The organism is Neorhizobium phenanthreniclasticum, assembly GCF_040066075.1.
In the GTDB taxonomy this organism is placed as follows: Bacteria; Pseudomonadota; Alphaproteobacteria; order Rhizobiales; family Rhizobiaceae; genus Neorhizobium; species Neorhizobium petrolearium.
Map to the genome: position 1 here is coordinate 159,817 of NZ_JBEAAL010000005.1, position 25,409 is coordinate 185,225.

Sequence of the window (25,409 nt, forward strand, 5' to 3'; positions counted from 1 at the left end):
CGGTTTTCCTAAAAATAGCTCTGCAACGGCCGGACTTCGAGATTGCCGGCCTTCAGCGCCTTGATGGCGAGTGCTGCCGCTTCGGCACCGGCCATGGTGGTGTAGTAGGGCACCTTCTGCATCAGCGTCGCGCGGCGCAACGATTTCGAATCCGAGATCGCCTTGTTGCCGTCGGTCGTGTTGATGACGAGCTGGACCTGGCGGTTGCGGATCGCATCCTCGATATGCGGACGGCCTTCCAGAACCTTGTTGATCTTGGTGGCGGTGATGCCGTGTTCGCCAAGGAAGCGGGCGGTACCGCCGGTTGCGAGCACCTTGAAGCCGATCTCCGTCAGGATGCGGATCGCCGGGAGCACGCGTACCTTGTCTTCGTCGCGGACGGAGACGAAGACGGTGCCGTCGCGCGGCAGTTCAACATTGGCGCCGAGCTGGCTCTTGGCGAAGGCGAGCGCGAAATCCGTGTCGAGGCCGATGACTTCGCCGGTCGACCGCATCTCAGGACCCAGAAGCGTATCGACGCCGGGGAAGCGGGCGAACGGGAAGACGGCTTCCTTGACCGCGATATGCTTCAGCGCCCGCGGATCGGGCTTTTTGCCATAGGCGGCGAAGGTCGCGTCGAGCTTCTCGCCGGCCATGACGCGGGCGGCGATCTTGGCGATCGGTGCGCCGATGGTCTTGGCGACGAAGGGCACGGTGCGCGAGGCGCGCGGGTTGACTTCGAGCACGTAGATCGTGCCGTCCTTGATGGCGAACTGGACGTTCATTAGGCCGCCGACATTGAGCGCCTTCGCCATCGCCTTGGCCTGGCGTTCCAACTCGTCAAGCGTCTCCTTCGAGAGCGAACGGGGCGGCAGCGAGCAGGCGCTATCGCCCGAATGGATGCCGGCCTCCTCGATATGCTCCATGATGCCAGCGACATAGACGTCCGTGCCGTCGGAAAGGCAGTCGACGTCCACTTCGATCGCATTGGTCAAGTAGCTGTCGAAGAGCAGCGGGTTCTTGCCGAGCAGCGTATTGATCTGGCCGGTCTTGTCGTTCGGGTAGCGCTGCTTGATGTCTTCCGGCACGAGGCCCGGAACAGTGTCGAGCAGGTAGGTCTGCAGCATCGATTCCGAATGGATGATCTGCATGGCGCGGCCGCCGAGCACGTAGGAAGGACGCACCACCAGCGGGAAGCCGATCTCGGCGGCGACGAGGCGTGCCTGTTCGACCGAATAGGCGATGCCGTTCCTCGGCTGGTTGAGGTCGAGCTTCATCAGCAGCTTCTGGAAGCGGTCGCGATCTTCGGCAAGGTCGATCATGTCGGGCGCTGTGCCGAGGATCGGGATGCCGTTCTTTTCGAGCGCTTCGGCGAGCTTCAGCGGCGTCTGGCCGCCGAACTGGACGATGACGCCGACGACTTCGCCCTTTTCCTGCTCGGCGCGCAGGATCTCGATCACGTCCTCTGCGGTCAGCGGTTCGAAATAGAGGCGGTCGGAGGTGTCGTAGTCGGTCGAGACCGTCTCCGGGTTGCAGTTGATCATGATCGCTTCATAGCCCGCATCCTTGAGAGCGAAGGCGGCGTGGCAGCAGCAATAGTCGAACTCGATGCCCTGGCCGATGCGGTTCGGGCCGCCACCGAGGATCACGACCTTCTTGGCCGCGGAGACTTCTGCTTCCGAACGGAGTGCGCCGACGAAGGGCGTCTCGTAGGTCGAATACATGTAGGCGGTCGGTGAGGCGAACTCGGCGGCGCAGGTGTCGATGCGCTTGAAGACCGGGCGGACGCCGAGGCTGTTGCGCAGTTCGGCGACTTCCTTCGGGCGCTTGCCCGAGAGGCTCGCGAGGCGGGCGTCGGAGAAGCCCATGGCCTTCAGCATGCGCAGGTTTTCTGCGTCGGTCGGCAGGCCGTGCTCGCGGATGCGGGCCTCCATGTCGATGATCGCCTTGAGCTGGGCGATGAACCACGGGTCGATCTTGCAGGCCTCATGGACTTCCGCCTCGGACATGCCCATGCGCAGCGCCTGGGCGACCATGCGCAGACGGTCCGGCGTCGGGGTGCCGATTGCGGCACGAATGGCGTTGTGGCGGTCTTCGCCCTCTTCGAGGCCGGGGATTTCGATCTCGTCGAGACCGGTCAGGCCGGTTTCGAGGCCGCGCAAGGCCTTCTGCAGCGATTCCGCAAAGGTACGGCCGATCGCCATGACCTCGCCGACCGACTTCATCGCGGTCGTCAGGATCGGCTCGGCGCCCGGGAACTTCTCGAAGGCGAAGCGCGGGATCTTCGTCACGACATAGTCGATCGACGGTTCGAAGGAAGCGGGCGTCGCGCCGCCGGTGATGTCGTTTTCGAGTTCGTCCAGCGTATAGCCGACGGCGAGCTTCGCCGCGACCTTGGCGATCGGGAAGCCGGTCGCCTTCGAGGCTAGCGCCGAGGAGCGCGACACGCGCGGGTTCATCTCGATGACGACGAGGCGGCCGTCCTTCGGGTTGACGGCGAACTGGACGTTCGAGCCGCCGGTCTCGACGCCGATCTCGCGCAGCACCGCGATCGAGGCATTGCGCATGATCTGGTATTCCTTGTCGGTCAGCGTCAGCGCCGGCGCAACCGTGATCGAATCCCCCGTGTGGACGCCCATCGGATCGATGTTCTCGATCGAGCAGATGATGATGCAGTTGTCCGCCTTGTCGCGGATCACTTCCATCTCATACTCTTTCCAGCCGAGCACCGATTCCTCGATCAGCACTTCGGTGGTCGGCGAGGCGTCGAGGCCGCCCGAGACGATTTCGAAGAATTCCGAGCGGTTGTAGGCGATGCCGCCGCCGGTGCCGCCGAGCGTGAAGGAAGGGCGGATGATCGCCGGAAGGCCGACATGGTCGAGCGCCTGGGCGGCGATCGCCATGGCATGATTCATATAGCGCTGCTTGCGGTCGCTCTCGCCGAGGTTCCACTGGTTTTCCAGCGCGTCGAGCGCTTTGTCGAGCTCGGCGCCGGAAAGGCTGTCGCGCAGCTTGGCGCGCTCGGCCTCATGGGTCTTGCGGTCGGCATCCTTGATGTCGGTGGCGTTGGCCAGCATTGATTTCGGCGTTTCGAGGCCGATGCGGGCCATGGCTTCGCGGAAGAGGGCTCGGTCCTCGGCCATGTCGATCGCGGCGGGCTTGGCGCCGATCATCTCGACATTGTAGCGGTCGAGCACGCCCATGCGCTTCAGGGAGAGGGCAGTATTCAGCGCCGTCTGGCCGCCCATGGTCGGCAGCAGCGCGTCCGGGCGTTCCTTGGCGATGATCTTGGCGACGACCTCCGGCGTGATCGGCTCGACATAGGTCGCGTCGGCAAGGCCGGGATCGGTCATGATGGTGGCAGGGTTGGAATTGACCAGGATGACCCGGTAGCCTTCCTCCCGCAGCGCCTTGCAGGCCTGGGTGCCGGAATAGTCGAACTCGCATGCCTGGCCGATGACGATCGGGCCCGCGCCGATGATGAGGATCGATTTGATATCTTGGCGCTTGGGCATAGAAGTCTTTCCGCTTTTTTCCTGCGCGAAAAACCGGCCAGGGCGAAGATTTGCCGGCCGGGTGCGCAATTTAAGGTCTTTTCAGGCTAGAAGCGGCTTATAGGCAAATGTTTTTCCGAACGGAACCCCATAAATCGCCAAATCGACAGAATCCTTAAAGGTCTCCGAAGCGCGCCTTCGCCGCATCCATGTTGGGCCGGCTGATGGGGACTTCCACGCCGTCCTTCATGACAACGAAGAGTTTGCCGCCATCGCGCCTCAGTTTCTCGACATGCTGATCCGCCACCCAATGCGACCGGTGAACCTGGAGTCCGGGCGTAGTGCCGAGCTCTCTCAAGGCATCCGCGAAGCGCAGCAGGATCAACTCCCGGCCGCGCGTCGTCACCACTTCCGTATAATGGTCCTCAACCGAGAGCCGAACGAGCGGGCCGCGATTTTGTGGTTTGAGGCGGCTGAGGATTTCCGGGTCCGCCAACGGTATCGACGCCGCCGGTGCGGGCGTTACCGGCGGCGGCGTCGAAACCTCGGCGATCTGCCGGTGCATGGCGGTATAAGTGAGCAGGCAGAAGAGGGCGCAAAGCGGCAGGGCCACCAGCGCCCGCTGCAGGCCGTTGTTCATCTCGTTCCACGCGCCGGAGAAAGCAAAGTCGATCACGCCGAGCGCAAAGCCGATCGGCAGGGCAGCGACCAGTGAACCGATCATCATCCGCGCCAGCGTATGGCGAAGGCGATTGCGCAACAGCACTTCGGCGGTGACGGAAAGACCGATGGCGATCGTCCAGGTGACCGCATGCACGATCAGCCAGTAACCGAGCCGGACGCCGAACATCATTCGCTCCGACGTGCCGTAGGGACCGCTGACGGCAAAGATGAGAACGATAAGCGCGAAGGTCGTCCAGAAGCGCCAGGAGCGGATGAACAGCTGCAATTCACGAAGCGTGGAGCTGAAAAACGGGTGAATCACGAAGTTTATCCGCCGTCTGCGCCATTCCGGTTGTGGGGTGGGTCAGTTGTGGCGGAAACAGGCGCCAAGTTCAATCGCTCGACGAATTCCATGAGGCGTTCTCCATGAATCTCCAGCCGCTTCTCGATTCCCCGCTTGCCGTGCAGATCCATGTGGCAGCCGTCCTGCCGGCCGCCGTGCTCGGCGCCTATATCCTCGTGAACCGCAAGGGCACGCCCGCACACCGGCTGCTCGGCAAGATCTGGATGGCGCTGATGGTCATCACCTCTTTCTCCAGCTTCTTCATCCACGAGATCAATTTGTTCTATGGCTTCAGCCCGATCCATCTGCTCTCGATCTTCGTGCTTGTCGGTGTCTGGCGCGCGATCAGCGCCGCACGGGCCCACAATATCCGGGCGCATAAGGCGTCGGTAGTCGGCATGTATATCGGCGGCATCGTGGGCGCCGGCCTGTTCACGCTCATTCCCGGGCGCATCATGAACGCCGTCGTCTTTTCCGGCGGACCCGATTGGGGCCTGATGCTTGCCATTGCCGCGATCGCTGGGCTGCTGTTTTTGCAGCGCAAGCTTGCAGCGCGCGAGACTTGATTTCCGTCAAAAATTTTTCCAAACCGTACCGATAGCAGCCTTGCTGACATGGACAGGCTGGGCTTACCGGATTAGTGCTGCAGGAAAGAAAACTGTAGCAACGGCCATCCGAGACGACGACCGCTTGCGCGGAGGAAACGAAGATGGCCGATGCAACCTCAAAACCCGTCTCTGGCCCCACGATGGCAGCCGCCGCGGCTGACGTGACGGTGCTGCCGATCATCCTGGCAGTCAGCTTCTGCCACATGATCAACGACATCATGCAGTCGATGATCTCATCGATCTACCCGATGCTGAAGACGGATTACGCGCTGGATTTCTGGCAGATCGGCATCCTGACGCTGGCCTTCCAGTGCACGGCCTCGCTCCTCCAGCCGGTGATCGGCATCATTACCGACAAGAAGCCTTTTCCGTATTCGCTGCCGGTTGGCATGGGCTCGACCTTCATCGGCCTTTTCATGCTGGCGAGCGCGCATTCCTATGCCGTACTGGTCATAGCCGCCTCGCTGATCGGCATCGGCTCCGCCGTCTTCCATCCGGAATCATCGCGGGTCGCGCGGCTTGCCTCCGGAGGCCGTTATGGTTTCGCGCAGTCGGTCTTCCAGGTCGGCGGCAATTTCGGCCAGTCGATCGGCCCGCTGCTCGCAGCCTTCATCATTGTGCCGAACGGGCAGGGGAGTGTCGCCTGGTTCTCGATCGGCGCCATGCTCGGCATCATCATCCTCACCGGGGTGGCGCGCTGGTACAAGGCGCATATGATCGCCAACAAAGGGCGCAAGCGGGTGCTGAACGCCCACAACCTCTCAAGGCGGACGGTTACCATTGCGCTCGCGGTGCTGGCGCTTCTGACTTTCTCCAAGAATGCCTACATGGCGTCGATCGGCAGCTACTACACGTTCTTCGTCATCGAGCGTTTCGGCGTGACGGTTCAGCAGTCGCAGATCATGCTGTTCATCTTCCTCGGCGCCGTGGCGCTCGGCACCGTCATCGGCGGACCGATCGGCGACCGGTTCGGTTCGAAGGTGGTGATCTGGTTCTCCATTCTCGGCGTGCTGCCCTTCACGCTCGCCATGCCTTTCGCCAACCTGCCGGTGACGATCGCGCTCTCGGCCATCATCGGCTTCATCATGGCATCGTCCTTCCCGGCGATCGTCGTCATGGCGCAGGAACTGGTGCCGGGCCGGGTCGGCATGATCGCCGGTATCTTCTTCGGGATCGCCTTCGGGATCGGCGGCATTGCCGCCGCGGTGCTTGGCATTTTCGCCGACCATTACGGCATCACATTCGTCTACACGGTCTGCGCCTTCCTTCCGGCGCTCGGACTGCTCACCGTCTTCCTGCCGGGCAAGAAGGCCCTCCGGGTCGCTTGAGGGCGGGCAACACAAAGACGGACGACCAATCTCGATTTTGCAGCGATATGCGCTATATCGCCCGATGAGCATATTCGCCAAAGGAGAACCGGGGAATGGAATGGAGAGGCCGCCGTCAATCGGATAACGTCGAGGACCGGCGTGGAGCTTCCATGGGTGGTTCCATGGGGCGGGGTGGTTTCCGCATCCCCGTGGGCGGTGGCGGACGCCGCGGCGGGGGCATCGGCATCGGCGGTATCGTCCTTATCCTGATCGTCTGCTGGATTGCCGGCATCAATCCGCTGACGCTGCTTTCGGGCGGCGATATCAACCTCGGCGGTTCCGGCTACGAGCAGCAGGTCGGCAGCCGGACGCCCGCCGACGACGATACCACTGCTTTCGTTCGTACCATCCTTGCCGAGACGGAAGATACCTGGAGCGGCATTTTCCAGGCCAACGGCGGCAGCTATCAAAAACCGACGCTGGTTCTGTTTTCCGGTCAGGTCAGTTCTGCCTGCGGTTTTGCATCCTCTGCGACCGGCCCATTCTATTGTCCCGGCGACCGCAAGGTCTATCTCGATACCGATTTCTTCCAGGAGCTCGAACAGCGTTTCGATGCGGCGGGTGATTTTGCCGAGGCCTATGTCATTGCGCATGAGATCGGCCATCACGTGCAGAACCTGCTTGGTATCCTGCCGCGCTTCAACCAGGCCCGCCAGCGCATGAGCGAAGTCGACGCCAACCAGATGTCGGTGCGCGTCGAATTGCAGGCGGATTGCTTCGCCGGCGTGTGGGGCAAGTTTACCGAGCAGAAAGGCATGCTTGAACGCGGCGACCTGGAAGAGGCATTGAACGCCGCGCAGCAGATCGGCGATGATACGCTGCAGAAACGCAGTCAGGGCTATGTTGTGCCGGAAAGCTTCAATCACGGTACCTCGGCGCAGCGCATGCGCTGGTTTCAGCGCGGCTTCGACAGCGGCGACATGAAGGTCTGCGATACGTTTTCGGGCGATGTGTGAAAACTCCTCCAGGGACCGTTGCGAAGCTTCCTTTGAACCCCTCTCTTGGAATTTCTAATACTTAGCTTTCAGCTAAGATATTGAAATTCCATTCTCCCCCGCCAAGGGGGAGATAGGGCATTTTGCGGCTCTGCTTGCGTCCACCTTAGGGGGCATTTTTGCGGCGGGTGATTGTGGCACCTCTACCTCTCCGTTGGCGGGAGAGGAAGAAAAATCAGCATCTTAGCTGAAAGCTAAGTGCTAGATTTTTCAGGTGAGGGGGTAAATTTGCGCCATCTTCATCCCCGCCCTCTTGCCCCATGCCTACAATTATCCCGCTTCCGTCGCCGGAGTGTTTCGCGAGACGTTCGCGGGCAGGCGGGAGCCGGCGCTTTCATCGGAACCGTAACGTGCGGGAAAGGTGGAAGAGGTGAAAACCATGGAGAGTTCGTCGCAAGACAAACGCTCCTATCAAGCCTCCCCCTGGCCGCCGGGTCAGGTTCGGTTGAGCCGTGCAAGTGGTGAGCCTGTCCCGAAAAGACGGGCGTGAACAAGACCACGCAGCGAGGCGAGATGATCACCTGTAGGGGCCGGAAGCCCCGAGAGAACGCCGAAGGCCACGCGAATGCGGAGCCACTTTATACAATTCCAATGAGGTTCCGCATTCGTGTGGGCTCTCCGATCTTTGACACGCCACGGGCTGTTCCGCCGCGTGGGGACTTGGCGTGCCGATAGAGAAGCCGCCCGCGCTCTCCGGAAAGGCGATTACTTGTACATCCCCTCGCGCAGGTTGATGCCGTATTCCACATAGGCCTTCATGGCGCAGAGCATCTGCGACCAGCCCTGGCAATTGCCGTAGGAGGCCGCAAGCCCGCCGGGCGTTTCCCGCCAGCCTTCCTCGGCGATCGTCACCAGCGTACGGCTGCCGTCCAGCGGCTCGAAGGTCATCGTCACCGTCGTCTGGTAATTGGCTGGCAGGACGTTTTCAGGCCCCTGTTCGGCCGGGTTGCCCTCTGTCGCATCCCATCGCAGGACGATTTTCCGGTTCTTCTCCACCTCGACGACCTCGACCGGAAAGGCACCCGGAAAATCGTGAAAATCCCAGGTGACCGTGGCACCCGTTTCGAGCCGCCCTTCAGCGCCGCCGGTCGTGAAATAGCCCGAAAGCTTCTTCGGATCGACCACTGCCTCGAACACGTCCTCGACCGGTTTCGAAATCCGGCCCGACACTTTGAATTTCAGTTCCATGGTCTTCTTCTCCCTTGTTTTCCGCTTCTATCATGTTATAAAAACATAACATGTCAAGCGATAAACAAAGTGACAAGATTTTCAAGGCATTGGCGGCGCCTGTTCGCCGCGAGATTCTGGATGTTCTGAAAGATCACCCGAAAACGACGGGCGATCTCTGTGCCCGCTTCCCGAAACTCGACCGCTGCACGGTGATGCAGCATCTGAAGGTTCTGGAGGGCGCCGATCTGGTGCTGGTGAAGCGCGAGGGACGGGAGCGCTGGAACCATCTGAACCCGCTGCCGATCAAGGCGATCCACGATCGCTGGATCGGCGCTTATGCGGCGCGTGCGGTCGACATGCTCGACAAGATGAAGCGGGATCTGGAGGGGTAGTGACCCGCCCAGCCGAGGGCCAGCTCGCGGTGATAGGATTCTGCTGCGGCAATGCTTTCATGAAAGACCTTGCCGCGGGAGAGGTGCCAGAACCAGCGGCTGCCCGGCGCCCAGTTGGCTTTCGGCTGGCTGAAGACGCAGTGAAGCACGATGGCCCATAGATCCATGAGGACGGTCGCACCGATGCCGATCAGCATGCCGCGACAGAGAAATTCGATCATGGGATGCCGCCGGAACAGAATCGAGGAGAGACGCCAACTCCTATAGATCTTTTCCGGCGGGTTGGCTGTCCTTTCATCAAAAACTTTGAAATGTTCACGCATTGTTTCCCTTTTCGTTTGCGGCTATGTAGGCGGCGTGGCGACACGATCGTCTTTCCAGAAAACATCAAAGCCTAGAGAGACACTCGATGCTCGACCCGAAATTCGTCCGCCGCGGCCTTTTCCTCGTCTTCATGATCCTGTTTCTCGATATCATCGGGATTGCGATCATCATGCCGGTGCTGCCGACCTTTCTGCGCGAACTCACCGGCGACGACATGAGCGCGGCTGCCGTCGACGGAGGCTGGCTGCTGCTCATCTATTCGGCCATGCAGTTCCTCTTTGCGCCTCTGCTCGGCAACTTGAGCGACCGCTTCGGCCGCCGGCCGATCCTGCTTGCCTCCGTCTTCACCTTCGCGATCGACAATCTCATCTGCGCGGCTGCGACCAGCTTCTGGATGCTGTTCGTCGGGCGAGTCCTCGCAGGTATCTCGGGCGGCAGTTTCGCCACATGCTCGGCCTATATCGCCGACATCAGCAATGACGAGAACCGCGCCAAGAATTTCGGTCTGATCGGCATTGCATTCGGTGTCGGCTTCACGGTGGGACCGGTGATCGGCGGCCTGCTTGGCGAGCTCGGACCGAGGGTGCCCTTCCTTGGCGCCGGCCTCCTGTCGCTTGCCAATTTCATCGCCGCCTGGTTCCTGCTTCCGGAGACGCTTGGCAGGGCGCATCGCCGCAAATTCGAGTGGAGGCGCGCGAACCCGCTCGGCGCGCTGCGCCAGATGCGCCATTATCCGGGGATCGGCTGGGTCATGCTGGTGATGTTCCTCTATTGGCTGGCCCATGCGGTCTATCCGTCCGCCTGGGCTTTCGTCTCGGCCTATCGCTACGGCTGGAGCGAGGGTCAGATCGGCCTGTCGCTCGGTCTCTTCGGCATCTGCGCGGCCCTGGTCATGGGCTTCGTCCTGCCGAAGCTGGTGCCGGTTCTCGGCGAATGGAAGACGGCAGTGCTGGGACTTTCCTTCTCCTGTCTCGGTCTCACCGGCTATGGCCTGGCCTGGGAAGGATGGGTCGTCTATGCCGTGATCCTTGCTACGACAATCGAGAATGTCGCCGACCCGCCGCTGAGGAGCATTGCAGCCGGCAAGGTGCCGCCGTCGGCGCAAGGCGAGCTTCAGGGGGCGATGACAAGCCTTACCAGCCTGACGACGATCATCGGTCCTGCAATCTTCACGCAGCTTTTTAGCGCCTTCACCGGCCCGGAGGCAATCATTGAATTTGCCGGCGCGCCTTACATCATGGCGGCGATCTTCATGGCTGTGGCTATCCTGGTGTTCTTGACCCGAATTTCGCGGAGAACTTCCGCAGTTCCGGCTGGAAACGAGCTGTCCCATCAGATTTCTTGAAGGGACCAGCCAAAAATTCTGCTGGGTCGCGCGTAAGCCTTGCCGCACGGATGATGCTCCTCTATAGGCTGCATCATCCGCCGCTCGCCAGTTCCTGGAAGCGGCTTTTTTCGTCTGTGGAGGAGACCATGTCGAGCCGGGCCACGACCTTCAAGGGGACAGCGGACAATTCCTGGTCCTCGCATATGCGGGCGACATTTGCTCTCGGCGTGCCGCTTGTCGGCGCGCAGCTCGCCCAGATGGCAATCAACACGACCGACGTCATCATGGTCGGCTGGCTCGGGACCACCGAACTGGCGGCCGTGGTTCTCGGCAGCCAGATGTTCTTCATCGTCTTCATCTTCGGTTCGGGCTTTGCAAGCGCCGTGGTGCCGATGGTCGCGCAGGCATTGGGGCGGGGCGATTCCGTATCGGTCCGTCGCTCGGTTCGGATGGGCATGTGGGTGGTGATCGCCTATGGCGTCCTGACCGCGCCCATCCTGTGGTTCTCCCAGCCGATGCTGATCGCGCTCGGACAGGATCCGGAAGTCGCCGGGCTGGCGCAGGGCTACCTGCGCATCATTCAGTGGGGTATTTTCCCGAATCTGGTCCTTATGGTGATGCGCGGTTTCCTGAGCGGCCTCCAGCGGGGCGGCATCATCCTTTATGTAACGATCGGCATGTTCCTCACCAATGCGGTGATGAACTATGCCTTCATCTTTGGTAATTTCGGCGCGCCTGCCCTGGGGTTGCAAGGGGCGGCCGTGGCTTCCATCGCCGCGGCCACGATCGGCTGCCTGCTTTCGATCGCTTATATCGAAGCGAAGGAAAAAACGCGGGCCTACGAATTGTTTGTCCGCTTCTGGAGGCCGGATTGGGTGGCATTCCGGGAGGTGGTCAATCTCGGCTTGCCGATCAGCTTCACCATTCTCGCCGAGACCAGTCTTTTTGCTGCTGCGTCGTTGCTGATGGGAATGCTCGGTAAGATCGAGCTTGCCGCGCACGGTATCGCACTGCAGCTGGCGTCCATCGCATTCATGATCCCGCTCGGACTTTCGCAGGTGGCGACGGTACGCGTCGGATTGGCCAATGGACGCGGAGATGTGCTCGGCCTCCGGCGCGCGGCGGTGTCGGCTCTTCTGATCAGCATCTGCTTTACGCTGGCAGGGAGCGTGCTTTTCGCTCTCTTTCCGCGCGAGCTCGGTTCGCTCTTCCTGGATATGAAGCGACCCGATGCCGAAACACTGCTCAAATTTGCCGCGCCGCTCATCATCATTTCCGGTGCTTTTCAGGTCGTCGATGGCTTGCAGGCGGTGGGGGCGGGGTTGCTTCGCGGTCTCAAGGATACCAGGGTGCCGATGCTGCTGGCGCTGATCGCCTATTGGCCGATCGGCTTCGCCTGTGCCTGGATTTTCGCCTTCCCGCTCGGCTTCCGGGGGGTGGGCGTCTGGTTCGGCTTCGTGCTCGGCCTTGCGGCGGCGGCGGCATTCCTGTGCGGACGCTTCTGGCTGCTGCTGCATCGCCAGATGCAGGAGGCCCGCTGAAGATCAGCGGGCCGTTGGCGTCAGCGAGCGGATCAAGCCGGAAGAAGCTCGGGCAACATCACGGGCGAATAGAAGGCCACATGGGTTTCGACGCCAAGGCGCCGGCTCAGCATCTGCCGGTCTATCCCGGCCGCAGCATCCGCTTTGGCTACAGCCGCAATGACCGGCTGAAGGACGTGTTCGCCCTCGAATTGGAGGATGGTGATGAGATTGAACGTCTCGGCGCCTGAATTCTGTTCAAGAACCATGTCGTCAATAAAGCCTGGTTGCGCGCGTATGACGTCGTGCGTCCTTCCGATCAGCCTCATGAACTCGTCACGGGCGCCTGCCGGTACCGAGAATCTATTGACGCGAACGACGCGTCCGCTCTTCATTTCGCTCATAAGAAAAACCCCTGTTCGACATGAACAGGGGTCTTATGCGACCTCAACCAAAGTTGAGGTCAATAGGCCTTGCGTGATTTTTCAAATGCCCGCGAAAGTCAACGTTCAGCGAGCGCCGGCTCACCCTTCTTCTCGCGCACCAGGTTGACGAAACGGCGGAAGAGATAGTGGCTGTCCTGGGGCCCGGGGGAGGCTTCCGGGTGATGCTGCACGGAGAAGACCGGCTTGCCGGCAACGCGCAGCCCGCAATTCGTGCCGTCGAAGAGAGAAACATGCGTTTCTTCAACGCTTTCCGGTAGGGACTTCGAGTCGACTGCAAAGCCATGATTCATGGATACGATCTCGACCTTGCCGGTCGTGTGGTCTTTGACCGGATGGTTGGCGCCGTGATGGCCCTGATGCATTTTTTCGGTCTTGGCACCAAGCGCAAGGCCGAGCATCTGGTGACCGAGGCAGATGCCGAAGGTCGGGATGTCCGTCTTGAGGATGTCACGGATGACCGGCACGGCATATTCGCCGGTTGCGGCCGGATCGCCGGGACCATTCGACAGGAAGATGCCGTCAGGCTTCAACGCGAGGATATCTTCGGCGGATGTCTGGGCCGGTACGATGGTCACCTTGCAGTCGAGGCCTGAGAAGAGGCGCAGGATGTTGCGCTTCACGCCGTAGTCGATGCAGACGATGTGGTATTTTGCGTCTTCCGGCGAGAGTTCTCCGTAGCCTTCGTTCCAGACCCAGGGCGTCTGCACCCACTGAGAAGATTGCCCGGAGGTCGCTTCCTTGGCGAGGTCGAGACCTTCGAGGCCGCTCCAGGCCTTGGCCTCGGCCTTCAGTGTTTCGATGTCGAAGACGCCGTTCGGGTCATGGGCGATGATGGCATTTGGTGCGCCGTTCTGCCGGATCCAGGCCGTGAGTGCGCGGGTGTCTATGCCGGACAGGCCGATGACGCCGCGTGCCTTCAGCCAGGCATCGAGATGCTTGGCGGCACGGTAGTTGGAGGGTTCCGTGATGTCGGCCTTGAAGATGACGCCGACTGCGCCGCGCCGCGCGGCGGGTGTCAGGTCCTCGATGTCCTCTTCATTGGTGCCGACATTGCCGATATGCGGGAAGGTGAAGGTGACGATCTGGCCGAGATAGGACGGATCCGTGAGGATTTCCTCGTACCCCGTCAGCGCGGTGTTGAAGACGACTTCTGCCGTGACTTTGCCGGTCGCACCTATCCCCGTTCCTTCGATCACCGTGCCATCTGCAAGAACGAGCACGGCGGTGGGTTTCTTCGTGGTCCAAGGGGCGGTGGCTGGAGCGGTCGCGGTCATGATCATCCTTCTGCCTCACCGCCCCGTCCCTTGAAGAGACAGGCTGTGAGGGCCATTTATAGTCGCAGAAAAGGGCGCGCGGGGTATCCCGGCGCAAGCCCTGACATTTAAATCTCGTGCAGGTGCCGGAAAATAGACAAAGCAGGCGGGGTGGTCAATCTCGCCCGCCAAGAAATCCATGGGGATTGAAACCTCCGGAATTTAGGGGCTCGGGTGAATTGATTTGATCGATCCGAACCGGTCGTCTATGACTGCAACGGAATGACAAGGAAAAGCCACAATTCCCGGTGCCTGCGCAAGCTTTTCCCAAGGAGAAAAAGACGATGATGCGCGACAAGCTTTCTGAAGCGCTCAAGACTGCCATGAAGGCCAAGGACAACCGTCGCGTTTCGACGGTGCGTCTCATCCAGACCGCGATCAAGGACCGCGATATCGCGAACCGCGGCCTCGGCAAGGATCCGGTGAGTGATGACGACATCCTGCAAATACTGCAGAAAATGGTGAAGCAGCGCGAGGAATCGGCCAAGATCTATGAGGATGCCGGCCGCGCCGAACTCGCCGCCCAGGAGCGCGAGGAAATCGACATCATCAAGGGCTTTATGCCTGAGCAGCTTTCGGATGCAAAGGTTGGCGAGCTCGTTCAGGCGACGATCGCCGAAATGGGAGCCCAGGGCCTCCGCGACATGGGCAAGGTGATGGCCGCGTTGAAGGAAAAATATCCGGGCCAGATGGATTTCGCCAAGGCCTCCGGCGTGGTGAAGGAGCTTTTGAAGTAGGTTCGCGGCTTGAATCTTGAATGGAGTTCAAAGGCGGGATTACGATAATCGGAATCCCGTTTTTTGCTGGTCTGTACCTCTTGCCCGCGGCCATGGACTTGGTGGCAGCGGGGCGGGGCGGTTCTATTTCTTATGGCGCTTTTGCTGGCGCACGTAATGCCGCAGAACGGCATTGATGCGGGTCTGGTATCCCTTGCTAGTGGATTTGAAGAAATCGATGATCTCGTCATCCACACGAATGGAAATGGACCTCTTGGGTTTCGGCACGACGAGAACGGCCTTGGACCAGTCGATATCCTGGAACTCCGCCCAATCGGGATCGCCCGCAGTTGCATGATCGATATCTTCGTCGGTCATGGCCTGGACGCGCGCCCAATCGGTCTGGCCTTTTTCGCCTCGCGCACGCTTCAAGCGAAGTTCATCGGGGGTAACGGTGGTAATAGAGTCTTTGCTCATTCTGTCTGGCCGCTCGTGCTGAGATGATCCGGCATTTTTCACCTCTCATCGTATAAACGACTGCTATGAGGCGCTCTGTATTGGGACAAATTGCAAGGATGCGGACTTCTCCGTTTCGATCCGAGCGCAATTCAAGACGGAGCTCTTGGAGGGCGAATACCACATCTTCGAAATCAATCTGATGTTTTTTCAAGATTGGTTCTCCGCTTGTCTTCGTTCCATTCGAAGACGGAGAGCGCTCCTTGCTCATGATTCATGGCGTACCCCAAAGACTTCAGTTGCCTTCAGGCACGTAATGCGCCACGTGTATGGGCAAATGTATATACATGGGTGCGGGTAGTCAAGCCTGTGAATAGCGGGCAGTATTTTGCTTGGCAGTGGTGTTGCGGTGCCGCTCTGCTTATATGGAAGCTAGCCCAGAGGTGAATATGCGCTTTTCCAACAGTTTCCTCGATGAAATCCGCGACCGTGTGCCGATATCGGCCGTGATCGGCCGCCGGGTGACGTGGGATCGCAGGAAGACCAATGTCTCGCGCGGCGACTACTGGGCCTGCTGCCCCTTCCACGGAGAGAAGAGCCCGAGCTTTCATTGCGAGGACCGCAAGGGCCGCTATCACTGCTTCGGCTGCGGTGTTTCAGGTGATCATTTCCGTTTCCTGACCGATCTCGAAGGCCTGAGCTTTCCCGAGGCGGTGCAGCAGATTGCCGACCTCGCAGGCATTGCCCTGCCGCAGCCGGACCCTCAAGCCGAGAAGCGCGAGAAGGAGCGCATGTCGCTGCTTGATGTCATGGAGATGGCGGCGCGCTTCTTTCAGGACCAGCTCCAGAGTGCCGGCGGTGCCAAGGCGCGCGCCTATTTGCGCGACCGCGGGTTGACGGGCCGCACCATCGAGACCTTCAGGCTCGGCTACGCTTCGGAAAGCCGCAATGCACTCAAGGAGTTCCTGGCCGGCAAGGGTGTGCCGAAGGAACAGATCGAGGCTTGCGGGCTGGTGCGGCATGGCGACGACATTCCGGTTTCCTACGACTATTTCCGAGACCGCATCATGTTCCCCATCCTGTCTTCGCGGGAAAAGGTGATCGCTTTCGGCGGTCGTGCCATGTCACCGGATGCGCCGGCCAAATACATGAACTCGCCGGAAACCGAGCTCTTTCACAAGGGGCAGGTGCTCTACAATTTCGCCCGCGCCCGGCGGGCAGCTCAAGCGGGTGCCGGCAAAAGCGAGGCCGGCACGATCATCGCCGTCGAGGGCTATATGGACGTCATCGCGCTCAGCCAGGCGGGCATCGACAATGCGGTGGCGCCGCTCGGCACGGCTCTGACCGAAAACCAGCTCGACCTTCTTTGGAAGATGTCGCCGCAACCGATCCTCTGCTTCGACGGTGACGGCGCCGGGTTGCGCGCCGCAAGCCGGGCTGCCGATCTGGCACTGCCTTTGCTGAAGCCCGGGCGTTCGGTGCGCTTCGCACTCCTGCCGGATGGCAAGGATCCGGATGATCTCGTCAAGCATGAGGGCCGCGCGCCTTTCGACAAGGTGCTGTCGGAAGCCAAGCCGCTGGTGGACGTGATCTGGCAGCGCGAGGCTGCTTCCGCGAATTTCGACACACCGGAAAAGCGTGCCGAGCTTGAGGCGCGGCTGAAGCAGATCATCTCTGTCATCGCCGATGAGAATGTGCGCCGCTATTATCAGCAGGATATCCGCGACCGTCTCAACAGCTTCTTCGCGTCGGCACCGCGGGGCGGCAATGATCGGCGTCAGGGTTTTCAGCGCGGCGGCGGTGGCAGGATGGGGCAGGGAGGCACGCCGCAAGGGCCGCGCGCCGCCGGGAGGGGCGTCGGCATCTCCGACCGGCTGGCCCGTTCCGGCCTCGTCCGCGGCTATGGCGATCTGTCGGCGCTTCGGGAAAGCGTGCTGGCGCTCACCATCGTCAACCATCCGCAGCTTCTCCTGGAAGAATATGACGAGATCGCCGCTATCGATTTCGAGAACCGTGATCTGCAGCGCTTCTGGTCTGCCATGCTGCCGGCAGCGGCGACCGCCGGCGCCAATCTTTCGCGCGAATACCTGGTAAAGCGGCTTTCCGCCGAGGGTTTCGACGGTCTGTTGAGGTCTCTCGACCAGCAGATTCGCAATGCGCGGCTCTGGACTGCAACCGAGCAGGCGGCAATGGAGGACGCTCGCGAAGGCTATCGCCAAGCGCTGTCTCTCCACAAGCGCACCAAGGCGCTGCGGCTCCAGAAGATCGAACTCGAGCGCGAAATTGCCGAGGCGACGGAGGCGGGTGATGCCGGCGAGATCGAGCCGCTGCTCAGGGCGCTTTCGGAAGTGCAGCTCGAAATCCTGCGTATGGAAAACCAGGAAGCGATCATCGATGGTTTCGGCGTGCTATCCGGCCGCGTGAAGGGGGCCGCCGTCAGCCACGGCTAGCCTTGACACCGTGAGGCTACGCTCTTGCCGAACGATCCGGGCGCTCTAATCTACGCCGGCGCAAATGAGGAGGAGATGGATGGCGATGCATATTTCGGGGAGCTGCCATTGCGGCGAAATTGCTTTCGAGGCGGAGGGCGAGTTCGACAAGGCATTGGAATGCAACTGTTCCCTCTGTCGCCGCAAAGGCTCGCTGCTGGCTTTCGTGCCGCGAAGCCAGTTCGAATTGACGACAGCTCGCGAAAACCTTTCGACCTATCAGTTCAACAAGCATGTGATTGCCCATTATTTCTGTGCCAATTGCGGCATTGCACCTTTCAGCGAGGCGACTATGCCGGATGGAACAGAAATGACGGCAATCAATTTAAGATGCGTGCCGGAGATCGATCTCAGGGCACTCACGATAACTCAGTATGACGGCGCTTCCCATTAAGTGATGCGGCGGGACTGAGGCTGCGTCCTTTGTGCAAGTGCAAACCCTTGTCTTTGAGGGCGTGCCGCCTACATATCGGGTAAATCTGGTGAGCGTCCCCCTATTAGGCCTGTCTTGGGCGGGTTTTTCCACTTTTCCTGGGCATGGGCTCTGGAAAGGCTTGACGGAACGTTAATTTGTGGGAATCACCATTTCAAGGCAGAACAGGCGGAGTGGGTCAATAGCACCGAACATGACCGGTGATCTTCTGACAGGACGGTCCTGCGTCAAAAGCGACCGCCGAATGGTAATCGGGAATTAAAGGTCATTCCGTTACGTGTTGAACAGTGATTCGCGGTGAAGGCGGTCAATTCCGTCTTGAGCCGATGGCCACGAAGCGCGGCAAAAGTGGCGTTCAGGGAAAGCGACGAAATACATGGCAACAAAAGTCAAAGAAACCGAAGAAGCAGATAACGAACGCGAAGGTACGCAAGATGGTCCGCTTCTCGACCTTTCTGACGACGCGGTCAAAAAGATGATCAAAGCCGCCAAGAAGCGCGGCTATGTCACCATGGACGAGTTGAATTCGGTCCTGCCTTCGGAGGAAGTCACCTCCGAGCAGATCGAGGATACGATGTCGATGCTCTCCGACATGGGCATCAACGTCGTCGAGGACGAGGAGGCGGAAGACGCCGCCGCTGGTGACGACGACGAAGGCGACAGCGACGGCGAGGAGAGCGAAGGCGGCGAACTCGCCACCACCTCCAGTACCGCGCTTGCGACCGCCAAGAAGAAGGAACCGACCGACCGTACCGACGATCCGGTGCGCATGTACCTGCGCGAGATGGGTTCCGTCGAGCTTCTGTCGCGCGAAGGCGAAATTGCGATCGCCAAGCGTATCGAAGCCGGTCGCGAGACGATGATCGCCGGTCTCTGCGAGAGCCCGCTGACCTTCCAGGCGTTGATCATCTGGCGCGACGAGCTCAATGAGGGCACGACGCTGCTGCGCGAAATCATCGACCTCGAAACGACCTATTCCGGTCCCGAGGCGAAGGCTGCGCCGCAGTTCCAGAGCCCGGAGAAGATCGAGGCCGACCGGAAGGCCGCGGAAGAGAAGGAAAAGAGCCGCAAGGCTCGCTTCTCCGCCGCCAATGACGACGACATCACCGCCGTTGGCGGTGAAGGCATGGCCCTCGAGGAAGAGGAAGAGGACGACGACGAGTCCAACCTGTCGCTTGCCGCGATGGAAGCGGAACTGCGTCCGCAGGTCATGGAAACCCTCGACCTGATCGCCGACACCTACAAGAAGCTGCGCAAGCTGCAGGACCAGCAGGTCGAGCAGCGGCTTGCCGCTACCGGTACGCTGTCATCCGCTCAGGAGCGTCGCTACAAGGAGCTCAAGGACGAACTGATCACGGCGGTCAAGTCGTTGTCGCTCAACCAGAACCGCATCGACGCCCTCGTCGAGCAGCTCTACGACATCAACAAGCGCCTTGTGCAGAACGAAGGCCGCCTGCTGCGTCTTGCCGAATCCTATGGCGTCAAGCGCGACTCTTTCCTGGAACAGTACCAGGGGGCCGAGCTCGATCCCAACTGGATGAAGTCGATCGCCAATCTGGCGGCTCGTGGCTGGAAGGAATTCGCGCGCGCGGAGAACACGACGATCCGCGACATCCGCCAGGAGATCCAGAATCTGGCAACCGAAACCGGCATCTCGATCTCGGAATTCCGCCGCATCGTGCACATGGTGCAGAAGGGCGAGCGCGAAGCGCGCATCGCCAAGAAGGAGATGGTCGAAGCGAACCTGCGACTCGTCATCTCCATCGCCAAGAAATACACGAACCGCGGTCTGCAGTTCCTCGACCTCATCCAGGAGGGCAATATCGGCCTGATGAAGGCGGTCGACAAGTTCGAGTACCGCCGCGGCTACAAGTTCTCGACCTACGCCACCTGGTGGATCCGGCAGGCGATCACCCGTTCGATCGCCGACCAGGCCCGCACGATCCGCATTCCGGTGCACATGATCGAGACGATCAACAAGATCGTCCGCACCTCGCGCCAGATGCTGCACGAGATCGGCCGCGAGCCGACGCCGGAAGAACTGGCCGAAAAGCTCGCCATGCCGCTCGAAAAGGTCCGCAAGGTCCTGAAGATCGCCAAGGAACCGATCTCGCTCGAAACCCCGGTGGGTGACGAGGAGGATAGCCACCTCGGCGACTTCATCGAGGACAAGAATGCGCTTCTGCCGATTGATGCGGCGATCCAGGCGAACCTGCGCGAGACGACGACCCGCGTTCTCGCCTCGCTCACCCCGCGTGAAGAGCGCGTGCTGCGCATGCGTTTCGGCATCGGCATGAATACGGACCACACGCTCGAAGAGGTCGGTCAGCAGTTCTCGGTCACCCGCGAACGTATCCGTCAGATCGAGGCGAAGGCGCTCAGGAAGCTCAAGCATCCGAGCCGCTCTAGAAAGCTCCGCAGCTTCCTCGATAGCTGAGCGGGCTTTACGAGACGAAGATTGGAAACCCGGTTTGCGAAGGCAGGCCGGGTTTTTCGTTGCCGGTTTGCGCGCCTCTCCCTGGAGGAGTACCATCCTCACAGATGCGGAACTGGGGCGGCGCCCCGCGAGGAGGTGCCGCATGGGAGAACTGCAATGACCTACATCGTGATGCTGAATTGGACCGAGCAGGGCATCAAGAACGTGCGCGAGTCACCCAAACGGCTGGATGCCGCCAGGAAAGCGCTGGAAGCAATGGGAGGTTCTTTCAAGGATTTCTATCTGACCATGGGCGAATATGACATGGTTGCAGTGTGCGAGGCGCCCGACGATGCGGTCCTGGCCCATTTCATTCTGGCCCTCGGGATGGGTGGAAATGTCAGGACGCGCACCATGAAGGCGTTTCCCGAGAATGCGTATCGCGAGCTGATCGCCGGCCTCAGCTAAGGCGTGGTGAAGGTTCGATGTTCGGGAGGTCGTCTGGATGCCAATACGGAGGCCTCATTGAAAAGACCTCCGTATGCCATGCGGGATGCGACTGATCTCTCGACGGACTGTCCACAGGCTGCGGACAACATGGAATTTGTTCTGTTTTGATGGGTCGGGACTCGATCCTGTCGACTTTCCATCTTACATCGGGTTCCATGACGGACGAACTCAGGAAGCGGCGCGGCAATATGGGATGGGGCATTCCGGCCTCCATCCTTCTGCATGCCGTTTTCGCGGCCGTGCTGTTCTTTCACCTGCCGCTCGATTTTTCGGAGCCGCAGGAAGAGGAGAGCGTGAACGTCGAGATCGTTCCTCCACCGGAAGAGCCTGAACAGAAGGCGGAGGAGCAACCCGTTCCGGAAGAACCGAAGCCGGAAGAGGTGAAGAAGGAAGAGGCCCCCCCGCCGCCCGAACCGCCGAAGCAGGAGGAGGCCAAGCAGGAGGAGCCGCCACCTCCACCTGAGCCGCCGAAACAGGAAGAGACCAAACAAGAAGAGCCGCCCCCGCCGCCGCCGCCTTCCGAGCCGCCGCAACAGCAGGAGGCCAAACCGGACGAGCAGCCTCCTGCGAATGAGCAGGCCGGGGGACAGCCTATCCCGGTCCTGCGTCCGGTCTTCGAGTTTGGCGAAAAGGATAGCGGGCCGAAGAAATCCGAAGCCGGAAATGCCTCCGAGGAGGCGGAGATGCCGCCGGCCGAAACCCTACCGGATACCGAGACCGCCGAGCCGCCGAAACCTTTGGAGGAGGAGCCGGTCGTTGCCGAAGAGCCTCCGGCAAACCCAGTGCCTGACGATATCGCGGTGCCTGAGGTCGATATTGCGGCCGCCGAGCGGCGACAAAACGGCCCGTCTTCGGAGACTTCCCCGGACGCGACCAAAGCGGATATCGTCGCTCCCCCTCCCGCAGCTCAGCCCAAAAGTGAGGCGGCTAAAACGCCACCGGCGGAAAAGCCCACCGAACTGACGGAGGCGAAGACGCTGTTCTCGCAAAGAGAGACGAACGACCCCGTGGCCACGACGGCGATGGGCAATGTGCCGCGCGGCGTGCGGGCCGGCCAGCTTTGCGCGACGGAAATGCAGGAACAGTTGCGCCATGCCTCTCCGCGATATCGGCCCGAAATCGTACAGGTCTACCGTCTGCCGCAGGGAAACGTCCTGGAGGTCAGGAGCGGTGCTTTCCGGGCAAACGCGCAGTGGTACAATCTCAGTTTCCGTTGCGAAATCGATGAAGATGCGACCAAGGTTGTCTCCTTCGCATTCGATGTCGGCGCACCGGTGCCGCAAAGCGAGTGGCGCAAGCGGGGCTTTCCGGAATTCTGATTGGCGCGTGGCACTCGCTGCCGGCGCGTCGCCGGTGTCATAGTGCCGGCATTCATGTAAAAGCGATTCCATGCAGCAAACAGAAAATACGACCGATCTCCTGTTCGATCGCGACGGTGCGGGGAACCCGCTTGCCGTCCTGAAGCATGTCTATGGTTATTCCGCTTTCCGCGGCAAACAGGCCGCCGTCGTCGATCGGGTCGTGTCGGGCGGCGATGCAGTCGTGCTTTTTCCGACCGGGGCGGGCAAGTCGCTATGCTTTCAGATCCCCGCGCTCTGCCGGGACGGCGTCGGCATCGTGATTTCACCGCTGATCGCGCTGATGCGGGACCAGGTGGAGGCGCTGAAGCAGCTCGGCATACGTGCCGCAGCGCTCAATTCGTCGTTGACGCGCGAAGAGTTTGTCGATGTCCGCCGGGCGATTGCCGCCGGCGATCTGAAGCTTCTCTATGTGACGCCCGAGCGTGTCGTCACACCCGGCTTCCGGGAAATGATCGGCAATGTTCGGATCGCGCTGTTCGCAATCGACGAGGCGCATTGTGTCTCCCAGTGGGGGCATGATTTCCGGCCGGAATATCGCGAACTCGGCCGGCTCGCCGAGCAGTATCCAGACGTGCCGCGCATCGCGCTGACGGCGACCGCCGATCCGCATACTCGCGACGATATCGTCGACAAGCTTGCACTCCGTTCGGCGGAAGTCTTCACGACCTCGTTCGACCGCCCGAACATTTCCTATGAGATCGTCGAACGAGACCAGCCGCGCCAGCAGCTCTTGCGCTTCCTGTCGCGCCACAAGGGTTCGAGCGGTATCGTCTATTGCCTCTCGCGCGCCAAGGTCGAGGATACGGCCGAATGGCTGAACGGGCAGGGCATTCGTGCACTTTCCTATCATGCCGGAATGGAGCGGCAGGTCCGCGACGCTCATCAGGATGCATTTCTGAAGGATGAGAACCTCTGCCTTGTCGCGACCGTCGCCTTCGGCATGGGGATCGACAAACCGAACGTGCGATATGTGGCGCATCTCGACCTGCCGGGTTCGGTCGAGGCCTATTATCAGGAAACCGGGCGCGCCGGCCGCGACGGCCTTCCGTCCGAGGTCTGGATGGCCTATGGCATGGCGGACGTCATCCAGCGCCGGCGGATGATCGACGAGGGCACGTCGGGTGACGACATCAAGCGCGTCGAGCGTGCCAAGCTCAATGCGGTTCTTGCGATATGCGAGACGCCGGGCTGCCGCCGGCAGGCGATCCTGGCGCATTTCGGCGAGATGCATCAAGGCGGATGCGGCAATTGCGATACATGCCTCAAGCCGGTCGAAACCTGGGACGGTACGGAGGCCGCGATCAAGGCGCTGGCTGCGGTCTATCGAACCGGGGAGCGCTTCGGAACCGGCCACCTCATCGATGTGCTCATCGGAACCGTCAACGAAAAGACCACCCGTTTCGGCCATGTGGACATGCCGGTTTTCGGTGTCGGCAAGGATATCCCTTCGAAGACCTGGCAATCGGTCTACCGCCAGCTTCTTGCTGCGGGCTTCGTCAGCGTCGATCACAACGCCTTCGGCGCGCTGAGGTTGGAGCCGGAGGCCCGGGCCGTATTCAAGCGAGAGCGCGAGGTGCGCTTCCGCAAGGATCGTCCGACAACGGGCAAGGCAGCGAGAAGCGCTTCGCCCAGTTCGGCGAATGCCAAGTTGCAGCTGCAAGGCCACGATTTGGAACTCTTCGAGGCTCTCCGTGCCGCCCGCACCGCGATCGCCAGGGAACTGTCGGTGCCGCCCTATGTCGTCTTTCCGGACACGACCCTGGTCGCGTTCGCGACCGAACGCCCGAAGAGCCGCGATGCATTGCTTGGCATTTCCGGCGTCGGGCAGTCCAAGCTGGAACGCTACGGTGATGCTTTTCTTCAGGTCATCAGGGTGCATCAGCCGTCGGGGCGAACACCCGGTTGATCACGCGGCGAAGCGGGTTATGTTGCCGCCACCAAAACAAGGAATGCCATCATGAAAGCCATGTTCTACGATGCCTTTGAAAAGGCGCCGGAAATCCGCAATCTTCCGGATCCTGAGCCGACGTTCGGCGGCGTGGTGATCAAGGTCGGCGCGACCGGGCTCTGCCGCAGCGACTGGCATGGCTGGATGGGCCACGACCCGGATATCCGCCTGCCGCATGTGCCGGGTCACGAGCTTGCCGGCAAGATCGTCGCGACGGGCAAGGGTGTGATGCGCTTCAAGGTCGGCGACCGGGTGACGGTGCCTTTCGTTTCCGGCTGCGGCCACTGCGCCGAATGCCATTCCGGCAACCAGCAGGTCTGCCCCAACCAGTTCCAGCCGGGGTTCACCCACTGGGGCTCGTTCGCGGAATACGTGGCGATCGACTATGCCGACACGAACCTCGTGCATCTGCCGGACGAGATCGACGATGCGACGGCGGCAAGCCTCGGCTGCCGGTTTGCGACCTCTTTCCGCGCGGTTGCCGACCAGGCCCGCACCGGACCGGGCGACTGGGTGGCCGTGCATGGCTGTGGCGGGGTAGGGCTGTCGGCGATCATGATCGCCACGGCACTCGGGGCGAATGCGATCGGTATCGACCTTGCCGAGGACAAGCTGGCGCTTGCCCGTCAATGCGGCGCGGTGGCGACGATCAACGCGGGTTCGGTGGCGGATGTGGTCGAGGCTGTGCGCGAGATCACCAAGGGCGGCGCGCACGTTTCGATCGACGCGCTTGGTCATCCGGTCACCTGCTTCAATTCGATCAAGAACCTGCGCCGGCGCGGCCGCCATGTGCAGATAGGCCTGATGCTCGGCGAACATGCCACACCAAAAATTCCGATGGCGCAGGTGATCGGCCACGAACTGGAGATCTACGGCAGCCACGGCATGCAGGCTTGGCGTTACGACGCCATGCTCGCCATGCTGACGACGGGCAAGATGAAGCCTCAGCAGCTCATCGCCAGGCGGATCAGCCTGGAAGCCGCCGTGCCGGCGCTGATGACGCTCGACACATCCGAAACGCCCGGAATCAGCGTGATCACGGCATTCTAGGCAGGCGATTGTCTGCTACCGGCGACGGCACTGTTCCGCCGTGGCCGCTTGGTGACGACCCTCTGCGCCCTATATCCCGGTCTTGT

At 61.1% G+C, this 25,409-nt stretch carries 21 protein-coding genes and 1 pseudogene; 14 read left to right on the forward strand and 8 right to left on the reverse strand.

The genetic code is table 11. The features are described 5' to 3' along the window. Nucleotides 1-8 precede the first annotated feature (8 nt). Nucleotides 9-3,494, reverse strand: coding sequence for a carbamoyl-phosphate synthase large subunit (carB, locus tag ABK249_RS09725; RefSeq protein ID WP_348862733.1), 3,486 nt, complete (start codon nucleotides 3,492-3,494; stop codon nucleotides 9-11). Between the two features lie 154 nt (nucleotides 3,495-3,648). After that, on the reverse strand, nucleotides 3,649-4,458 hold the full coding sequence (locus ABK249_RS09730; RefSeq protein WP_348862734.1) for a LytTR family DNA-binding domain-containing protein: 810 nt from the start codon (nucleotides 4,456-4,458) through the stop codon (nucleotides 3,649-3,651). Nucleotides 4,459-4,562: 104 nt separating this feature from the next. On the opposite strand from ABK249_RS09730, the gene ABK249_RS09735 reads away from it, so the two are divergent. The 3 genes from ABK249_RS09735 (at nucleotide 4,563) to ypfJ (ending at nucleotide 7,413) form a co-directional block, all read left to right on the forward strand. Next, on the forward strand, nucleotides 4,563-5,045 hold the full coding sequence (locus ABK249_RS09735; protein ID WP_348862735.1) for a DUF2306 domain-containing protein: 483 nt from the start codon (nucleotides 4,563-4,565) through the stop codon (nucleotides 5,043-5,045). 143 nt (nucleotides 5,046-5,188) lie between these two features. Beyond that, a complete protein-coding gene (locus ABK249_RS09740) occupies nucleotides 5,189-6,415 on the forward strand; it encodes an MFS transporter (protein ID WP_348862736.1) in 1,227 nt (408 codons plus the stop codon). A gap of 95 nt (nucleotides 6,416-6,510) precedes the next feature. After that, nucleotides 6,511-7,413 carry a KPN_02809 family neutral zinc metallopeptidase gene (gene ypfJ, locus ABK249_RS09745; RefSeq protein ID WP_227703212.1) on the forward strand — a complete coding sequence of 301 codons (903 nt, stop codon included), beginning with the start codon at nucleotides 6,511-6,513 and terminating at the stop codon, nucleotides 7,411-7,413. Nucleotides 7,414-8,157: 744 nt separating this feature from the next. Here the strand turns inward: ypfJ and ABK249_RS09750 are convergent. Further along, the gene (locus tag ABK249_RS09750; RefSeq protein WP_227703211.1) at nucleotides 8,158-8,640 is read right to left on the reverse strand and encodes an SRPBCC family protein; all 483 of its coding nucleotides are present in this window, start codon (nucleotides 8,638-8,640) and stop codon (nucleotides 8,158-8,160) included. Nucleotides 8,641-8,690: 50 nt separating this feature from the next. Between ABK249_RS09750 and ABK249_RS09755 the strand changes: the two genes are divergently transcribed. Continuing rightward, a complete protein-coding gene (locus ABK249_RS09755; RefSeq protein WP_037147935.1) occupies nucleotides 8,691-9,014 on the forward strand; it encodes an ArsR/SmtB family transcription factor in 324 nt (107 codons plus the stop codon). Here ABK249_RS09755 and ABK249_RS09760 read toward each other — a convergent pair. Continuing rightward, nucleotides 9,011-9,235, reverse strand: a pseudogene (locus tag ABK249_RS09760) (DUF2938 family protein); the annotation flags it as partial. The gene ABK249_RS09755 and the pseudogene ABK249_RS09760 sit on opposite strands and share 4 nt — an antisense overlap. A gap of 188 nt (nucleotides 9,236-9,423) precedes the next feature. Between ABK249_RS09760 and ABK249_RS09765 the strand changes: the two are divergent. Both ABK249_RS09765 and ABK249_RS09770 read left to right on the forward strand, forming a co-directional pair. Beyond that, nucleotides 9,424-10,683: a TCR/Tet family MFS transporter gene (locus ABK249_RS09765; RefSeq protein WP_037147933.1), complete on the forward strand. Its 1,260-nt coding sequence runs from the start codon at nucleotides 9,424-9,426 to the stop codon at nucleotides 10,681-10,683. A 128-nt stretch (nucleotides 10,684-10,811) separates the two neighbouring features. Further along, complete coding sequence (locus tag ABK249_RS09770) at nucleotides 10,812-12,206, forward strand: MATE family efflux transporter (RefSeq protein ID WP_348862737.1); 1,395 nt, start codon at nucleotides 10,812-10,814, stop codon at nucleotides 12,204-12,206. Between the two features lie 32 nt (nucleotides 12,207-12,238). On the opposite strand, the gene ABK249_RS09775 is transcribed toward ABK249_RS09770, so the two are convergent. Next, nucleotides 12,239-12,589, reverse strand: a complete 351-nt coding sequence (locus ABK249_RS09775) for an antibiotic biosynthesis monooxygenase (RefSeq protein ID WP_052182727.1) — start codon at nucleotides 12,587-12,589, stop codon at nucleotides 12,239-12,241. A gap of 98 nt (nucleotides 12,590-12,687) precedes the next feature. Continuing rightward, nucleotides 12,688-13,905: a glutamine-hydrolyzing carbamoyl-phosphate synthase small subunit gene (gene carA / locus ABK249_RS09780; protein ID WP_415926431.1), complete on the reverse strand. Its 1,218-nt coding sequence runs from the start codon at nucleotides 13,903-13,905 to the stop codon at nucleotides 12,688-12,690. Nucleotides 13,906-14,228: 323 nt separating this feature from the next. Here carA and ABK249_RS09785 point away from each other — a divergent pair, with 323 nt between their 5' ends. Then, the gene (locus tag ABK249_RS09785) at nucleotides 14,229-14,681 is read left to right on the forward strand and encodes a GatB/YqeY domain-containing protein (RefSeq protein WP_037147931.1); all 453 of its coding nucleotides are present in this window, start codon (nucleotides 14,229-14,231) and stop codon (nucleotides 14,679-14,681) included. A gap of 123 nt (nucleotides 14,682-14,804) precedes the next feature. Here ABK249_RS09785 and ABK249_RS09790 read toward each other — a convergent pair whose 3' ends face one another. Together ABK249_RS09790 and ABK249_RS09795 are read right to left on the reverse strand one after the other, a co-directional pair. Further along, the gene (locus tag ABK249_RS09790; protein ID WP_348862740.1) at nucleotides 14,805-15,137 is read right to left on the reverse strand and encodes a BrnA antitoxin family protein; all 333 of its coding nucleotides are present in this window, start codon (nucleotides 15,135-15,137) and stop codon (nucleotides 14,805-14,807) included. Beyond that, nucleotides 15,100-15,387 carry a BrnT family toxin gene (locus ABK249_RS09795; protein WP_227703206.1) on the reverse strand — a complete coding sequence of 96 codons (288 nt, stop codon included), beginning with the start codon at nucleotides 15,385-15,387 and terminating at the stop codon, nucleotides 15,100-15,102. The genes ABK249_RS09790 and ABK249_RS09795 overlap by 38 nt, the downstream gene beginning before the upstream one ends. Before the next feature lie 178 nt (nucleotides 15,388-15,565). Between ABK249_RS09795 and dnaG the strand changes: the two genes are divergently transcribed. The 7 genes from dnaG to ABK249_RS09830 all read left to right on the forward strand — a co-directional run bounded on the left by dnaG (nucleotide 15,566) and on the right by ABK249_RS09830 (nucleotide 25,323). Further along, nucleotides 15,566-17,566 (forward strand): DNA primase, encoded by a 2,001-nt coding sequence (gene dnaG, locus ABK249_RS09800; protein ID WP_348862743.1) that lies wholly within the window; start codon nucleotides 15,566-15,568, stop codon nucleotides 17,564-17,566. Between the two features lie 85 nt (nucleotides 17,567-17,651). Then, the gene (locus ABK249_RS09805) at nucleotides 17,652-17,999 is read left to right on the forward strand and encodes a GFA family protein (RefSeq protein WP_348862776.1); all 348 of its coding nucleotides are present in this window, start codon (nucleotides 17,652-17,654) and stop codon (nucleotides 17,997-17,999) included. A 415-nt stretch (nucleotides 18,000-18,414) separates the two neighbouring features. After that, complete coding sequence (gene rpoD, locus ABK249_RS09810; RefSeq protein WP_210052929.1) at nucleotides 18,415-20,475, forward strand: RNA polymerase sigma factor RpoD; 2,061 nt, start codon at nucleotides 18,415-18,417, stop codon at nucleotides 20,473-20,475. A 156-nt stretch (nucleotides 20,476-20,631) separates the two neighbouring features. Beyond that, nucleotides 20,632-20,922 (forward strand): GYD domain-containing protein, encoded by a 291-nt coding sequence (locus tag ABK249_RS09815; RefSeq protein ID WP_227703204.1) that lies wholly within the window; start codon nucleotides 20,632-20,634, stop codon nucleotides 20,920-20,922. Nucleotides 20,923-21,119: 197 nt separating this feature from the next. Continuing rightward, a complete protein-coding gene (locus tag ABK249_RS09820; protein ID WP_348862744.1) occupies nucleotides 21,120-22,283 on the forward strand; it encodes a DUF930 domain-containing protein in 1,164 nt (387 codons plus the stop codon). A 70-nt stretch (nucleotides 22,284-22,353) separates the two neighbouring features. Continuing rightward, nucleotides 22,354-24,231 carry a DNA helicase RecQ gene (gene recQ, locus ABK249_RS09825; protein ID WP_348862746.1) on the forward strand — a complete coding sequence of 626 codons (1,878 nt, stop codon included), beginning with the start codon at nucleotides 22,354-22,356 and terminating at the stop codon, nucleotides 24,229-24,231. Nucleotides 24,232-24,282: 51 nt separating this feature from the next. Continuing rightward, entirely contained in the window at nucleotides 24,283-25,323 is a 1,041-nt protein-coding gene (locus tag ABK249_RS09830; protein ID WP_037147915.1) for a zinc-dependent alcohol dehydrogenase family protein, read from the forward strand. The last annotated feature ends 86 nt before the right edge of the window (nucleotides 25,324-25,409 follow it).

Coding starts and splice junctions, on each gene's coding strand:
- ABK249_RS09815 (WP_227703204.1), top strand. CDS start 20,632: ATGACCTACATCGTGATGCTGAATTGGACCGAGCAGGGCATCAAGAAC.
- ABK249_RS09735 (WP_348862735.1), top strand. CDS start 4,563: ATGAATCTCCAGCCGCTTCTCGATTCCCCGCTTGCCGTGCAGATCCAT.
- ABK249_RS09785 (WP_037147931.1), top strand. CDS start 14,229: ATGATGCGCGACAAGCTTTCTGAAGCGCTCAAGACTGCCATGAAGGCC.
- ABK249_RS09790 (WP_348862740.1), bottom strand. CDS start 15,137: ATGAGCAAAGACTCTATTACCACCGTTACCCCCGATGAACTTCGCTTG.
- ypfJ (WP_227703212.1), top strand. CDS start 6,511: ATGGAATGGAGAGGCCGCCGTCAATCGGATAACGTCGAGGACCGGCGT.
- ABK249_RS09830 (WP_037147915.1), top strand. CDS start 24,283: ATGAAAGCCATGTTCTACGATGCCTTTGAAAAGGCGCCGGAAATCCGC.
- ABK249_RS09820 (WP_348862744.1), top strand. CDS start 21,120: ATGACGGACGAACTCAGGAAGCGGCGCGGCAATATGGGATGGGGCATT.
- ABK249_RS09755 (WP_037147935.1), top strand. CDS start 8,691: ATGTCAAGCGATAAACAAAGTGACAAGATTTTCAAGGCATTGGCGGCG.
- recQ (WP_348862746.1), top strand. CDS start 22,354: ATGCAGCAAACAGAAAATACGACCGATCTCCTGTTCGATCGCGACGGT.
- ABK249_RS09770 (WP_348862737.1), top strand. CDS start 10,812: ATGTCGAGCCGGGCCACGACCTTCAAGGGGACAGCGGACAATTCCTGG.
- rpoD (WP_210052929.1), top strand. CDS start 18,415: ATGGCAACAAAAGTCAAAGAAACCGAAGAAGCAGATAACGAACGCGAA.
- ABK249_RS09795 (WP_227703206.1), bottom strand. CDS start 15,387: ATGAGCAAGGAGCGCTCTCCGTCTTCGAATGGAACGAAGACAAGCGGA.
- carB (WP_348862733.1), bottom strand. CDS start 3,494: ATGCCCAAGCGCCAAGATATCAAATCGATCCTCATCATCGGCGCGGGC.
- ABK249_RS09740 (WP_348862736.1), top strand. CDS start 5,189: ATGGCCGATGCAACCTCAAAACCCGTCTCTGGCCCCACGATGGCAGCC.
- ABK249_RS09750 (WP_227703211.1), bottom strand. CDS start 8,640: ATGGAACTGAAATTCAAAGTGTCGGGCCGGATTTCGAAACCGGTCGAG.
- ABK249_RS09775 (WP_052182727.1), bottom strand. CDS start 12,589: ATGAGCGAAATGAAGAGCGGACGCGTCGTTCGCGTCAATAGATTCTCG.
- ABK249_RS09765 (WP_037147933.1), top strand. CDS start 9,424: ATGCTCGACCCGAAATTCGTCCGCCGCGGCCTTTTCCTCGTCTTCATG.
- dnaG (WP_348862743.1), top strand. CDS start 15,566: ATGCGCTTTTCCAACAGTTTCCTCGATGAAATCCGCGACCGTGTGCCG.
- ABK249_RS09805 (WP_348862776.1), top strand. CDS start 17,652: ATGCATATTTCGGGGAGCTGCCATTGCGGCGAAATTGCTTTCGAGGCG.
- carA (WP_415926431.1), bottom strand. CDS start 13,905: ATGACCGCGACCGCTCCAGCCACCGCCCCTTGGACCACGAAGAAACCC.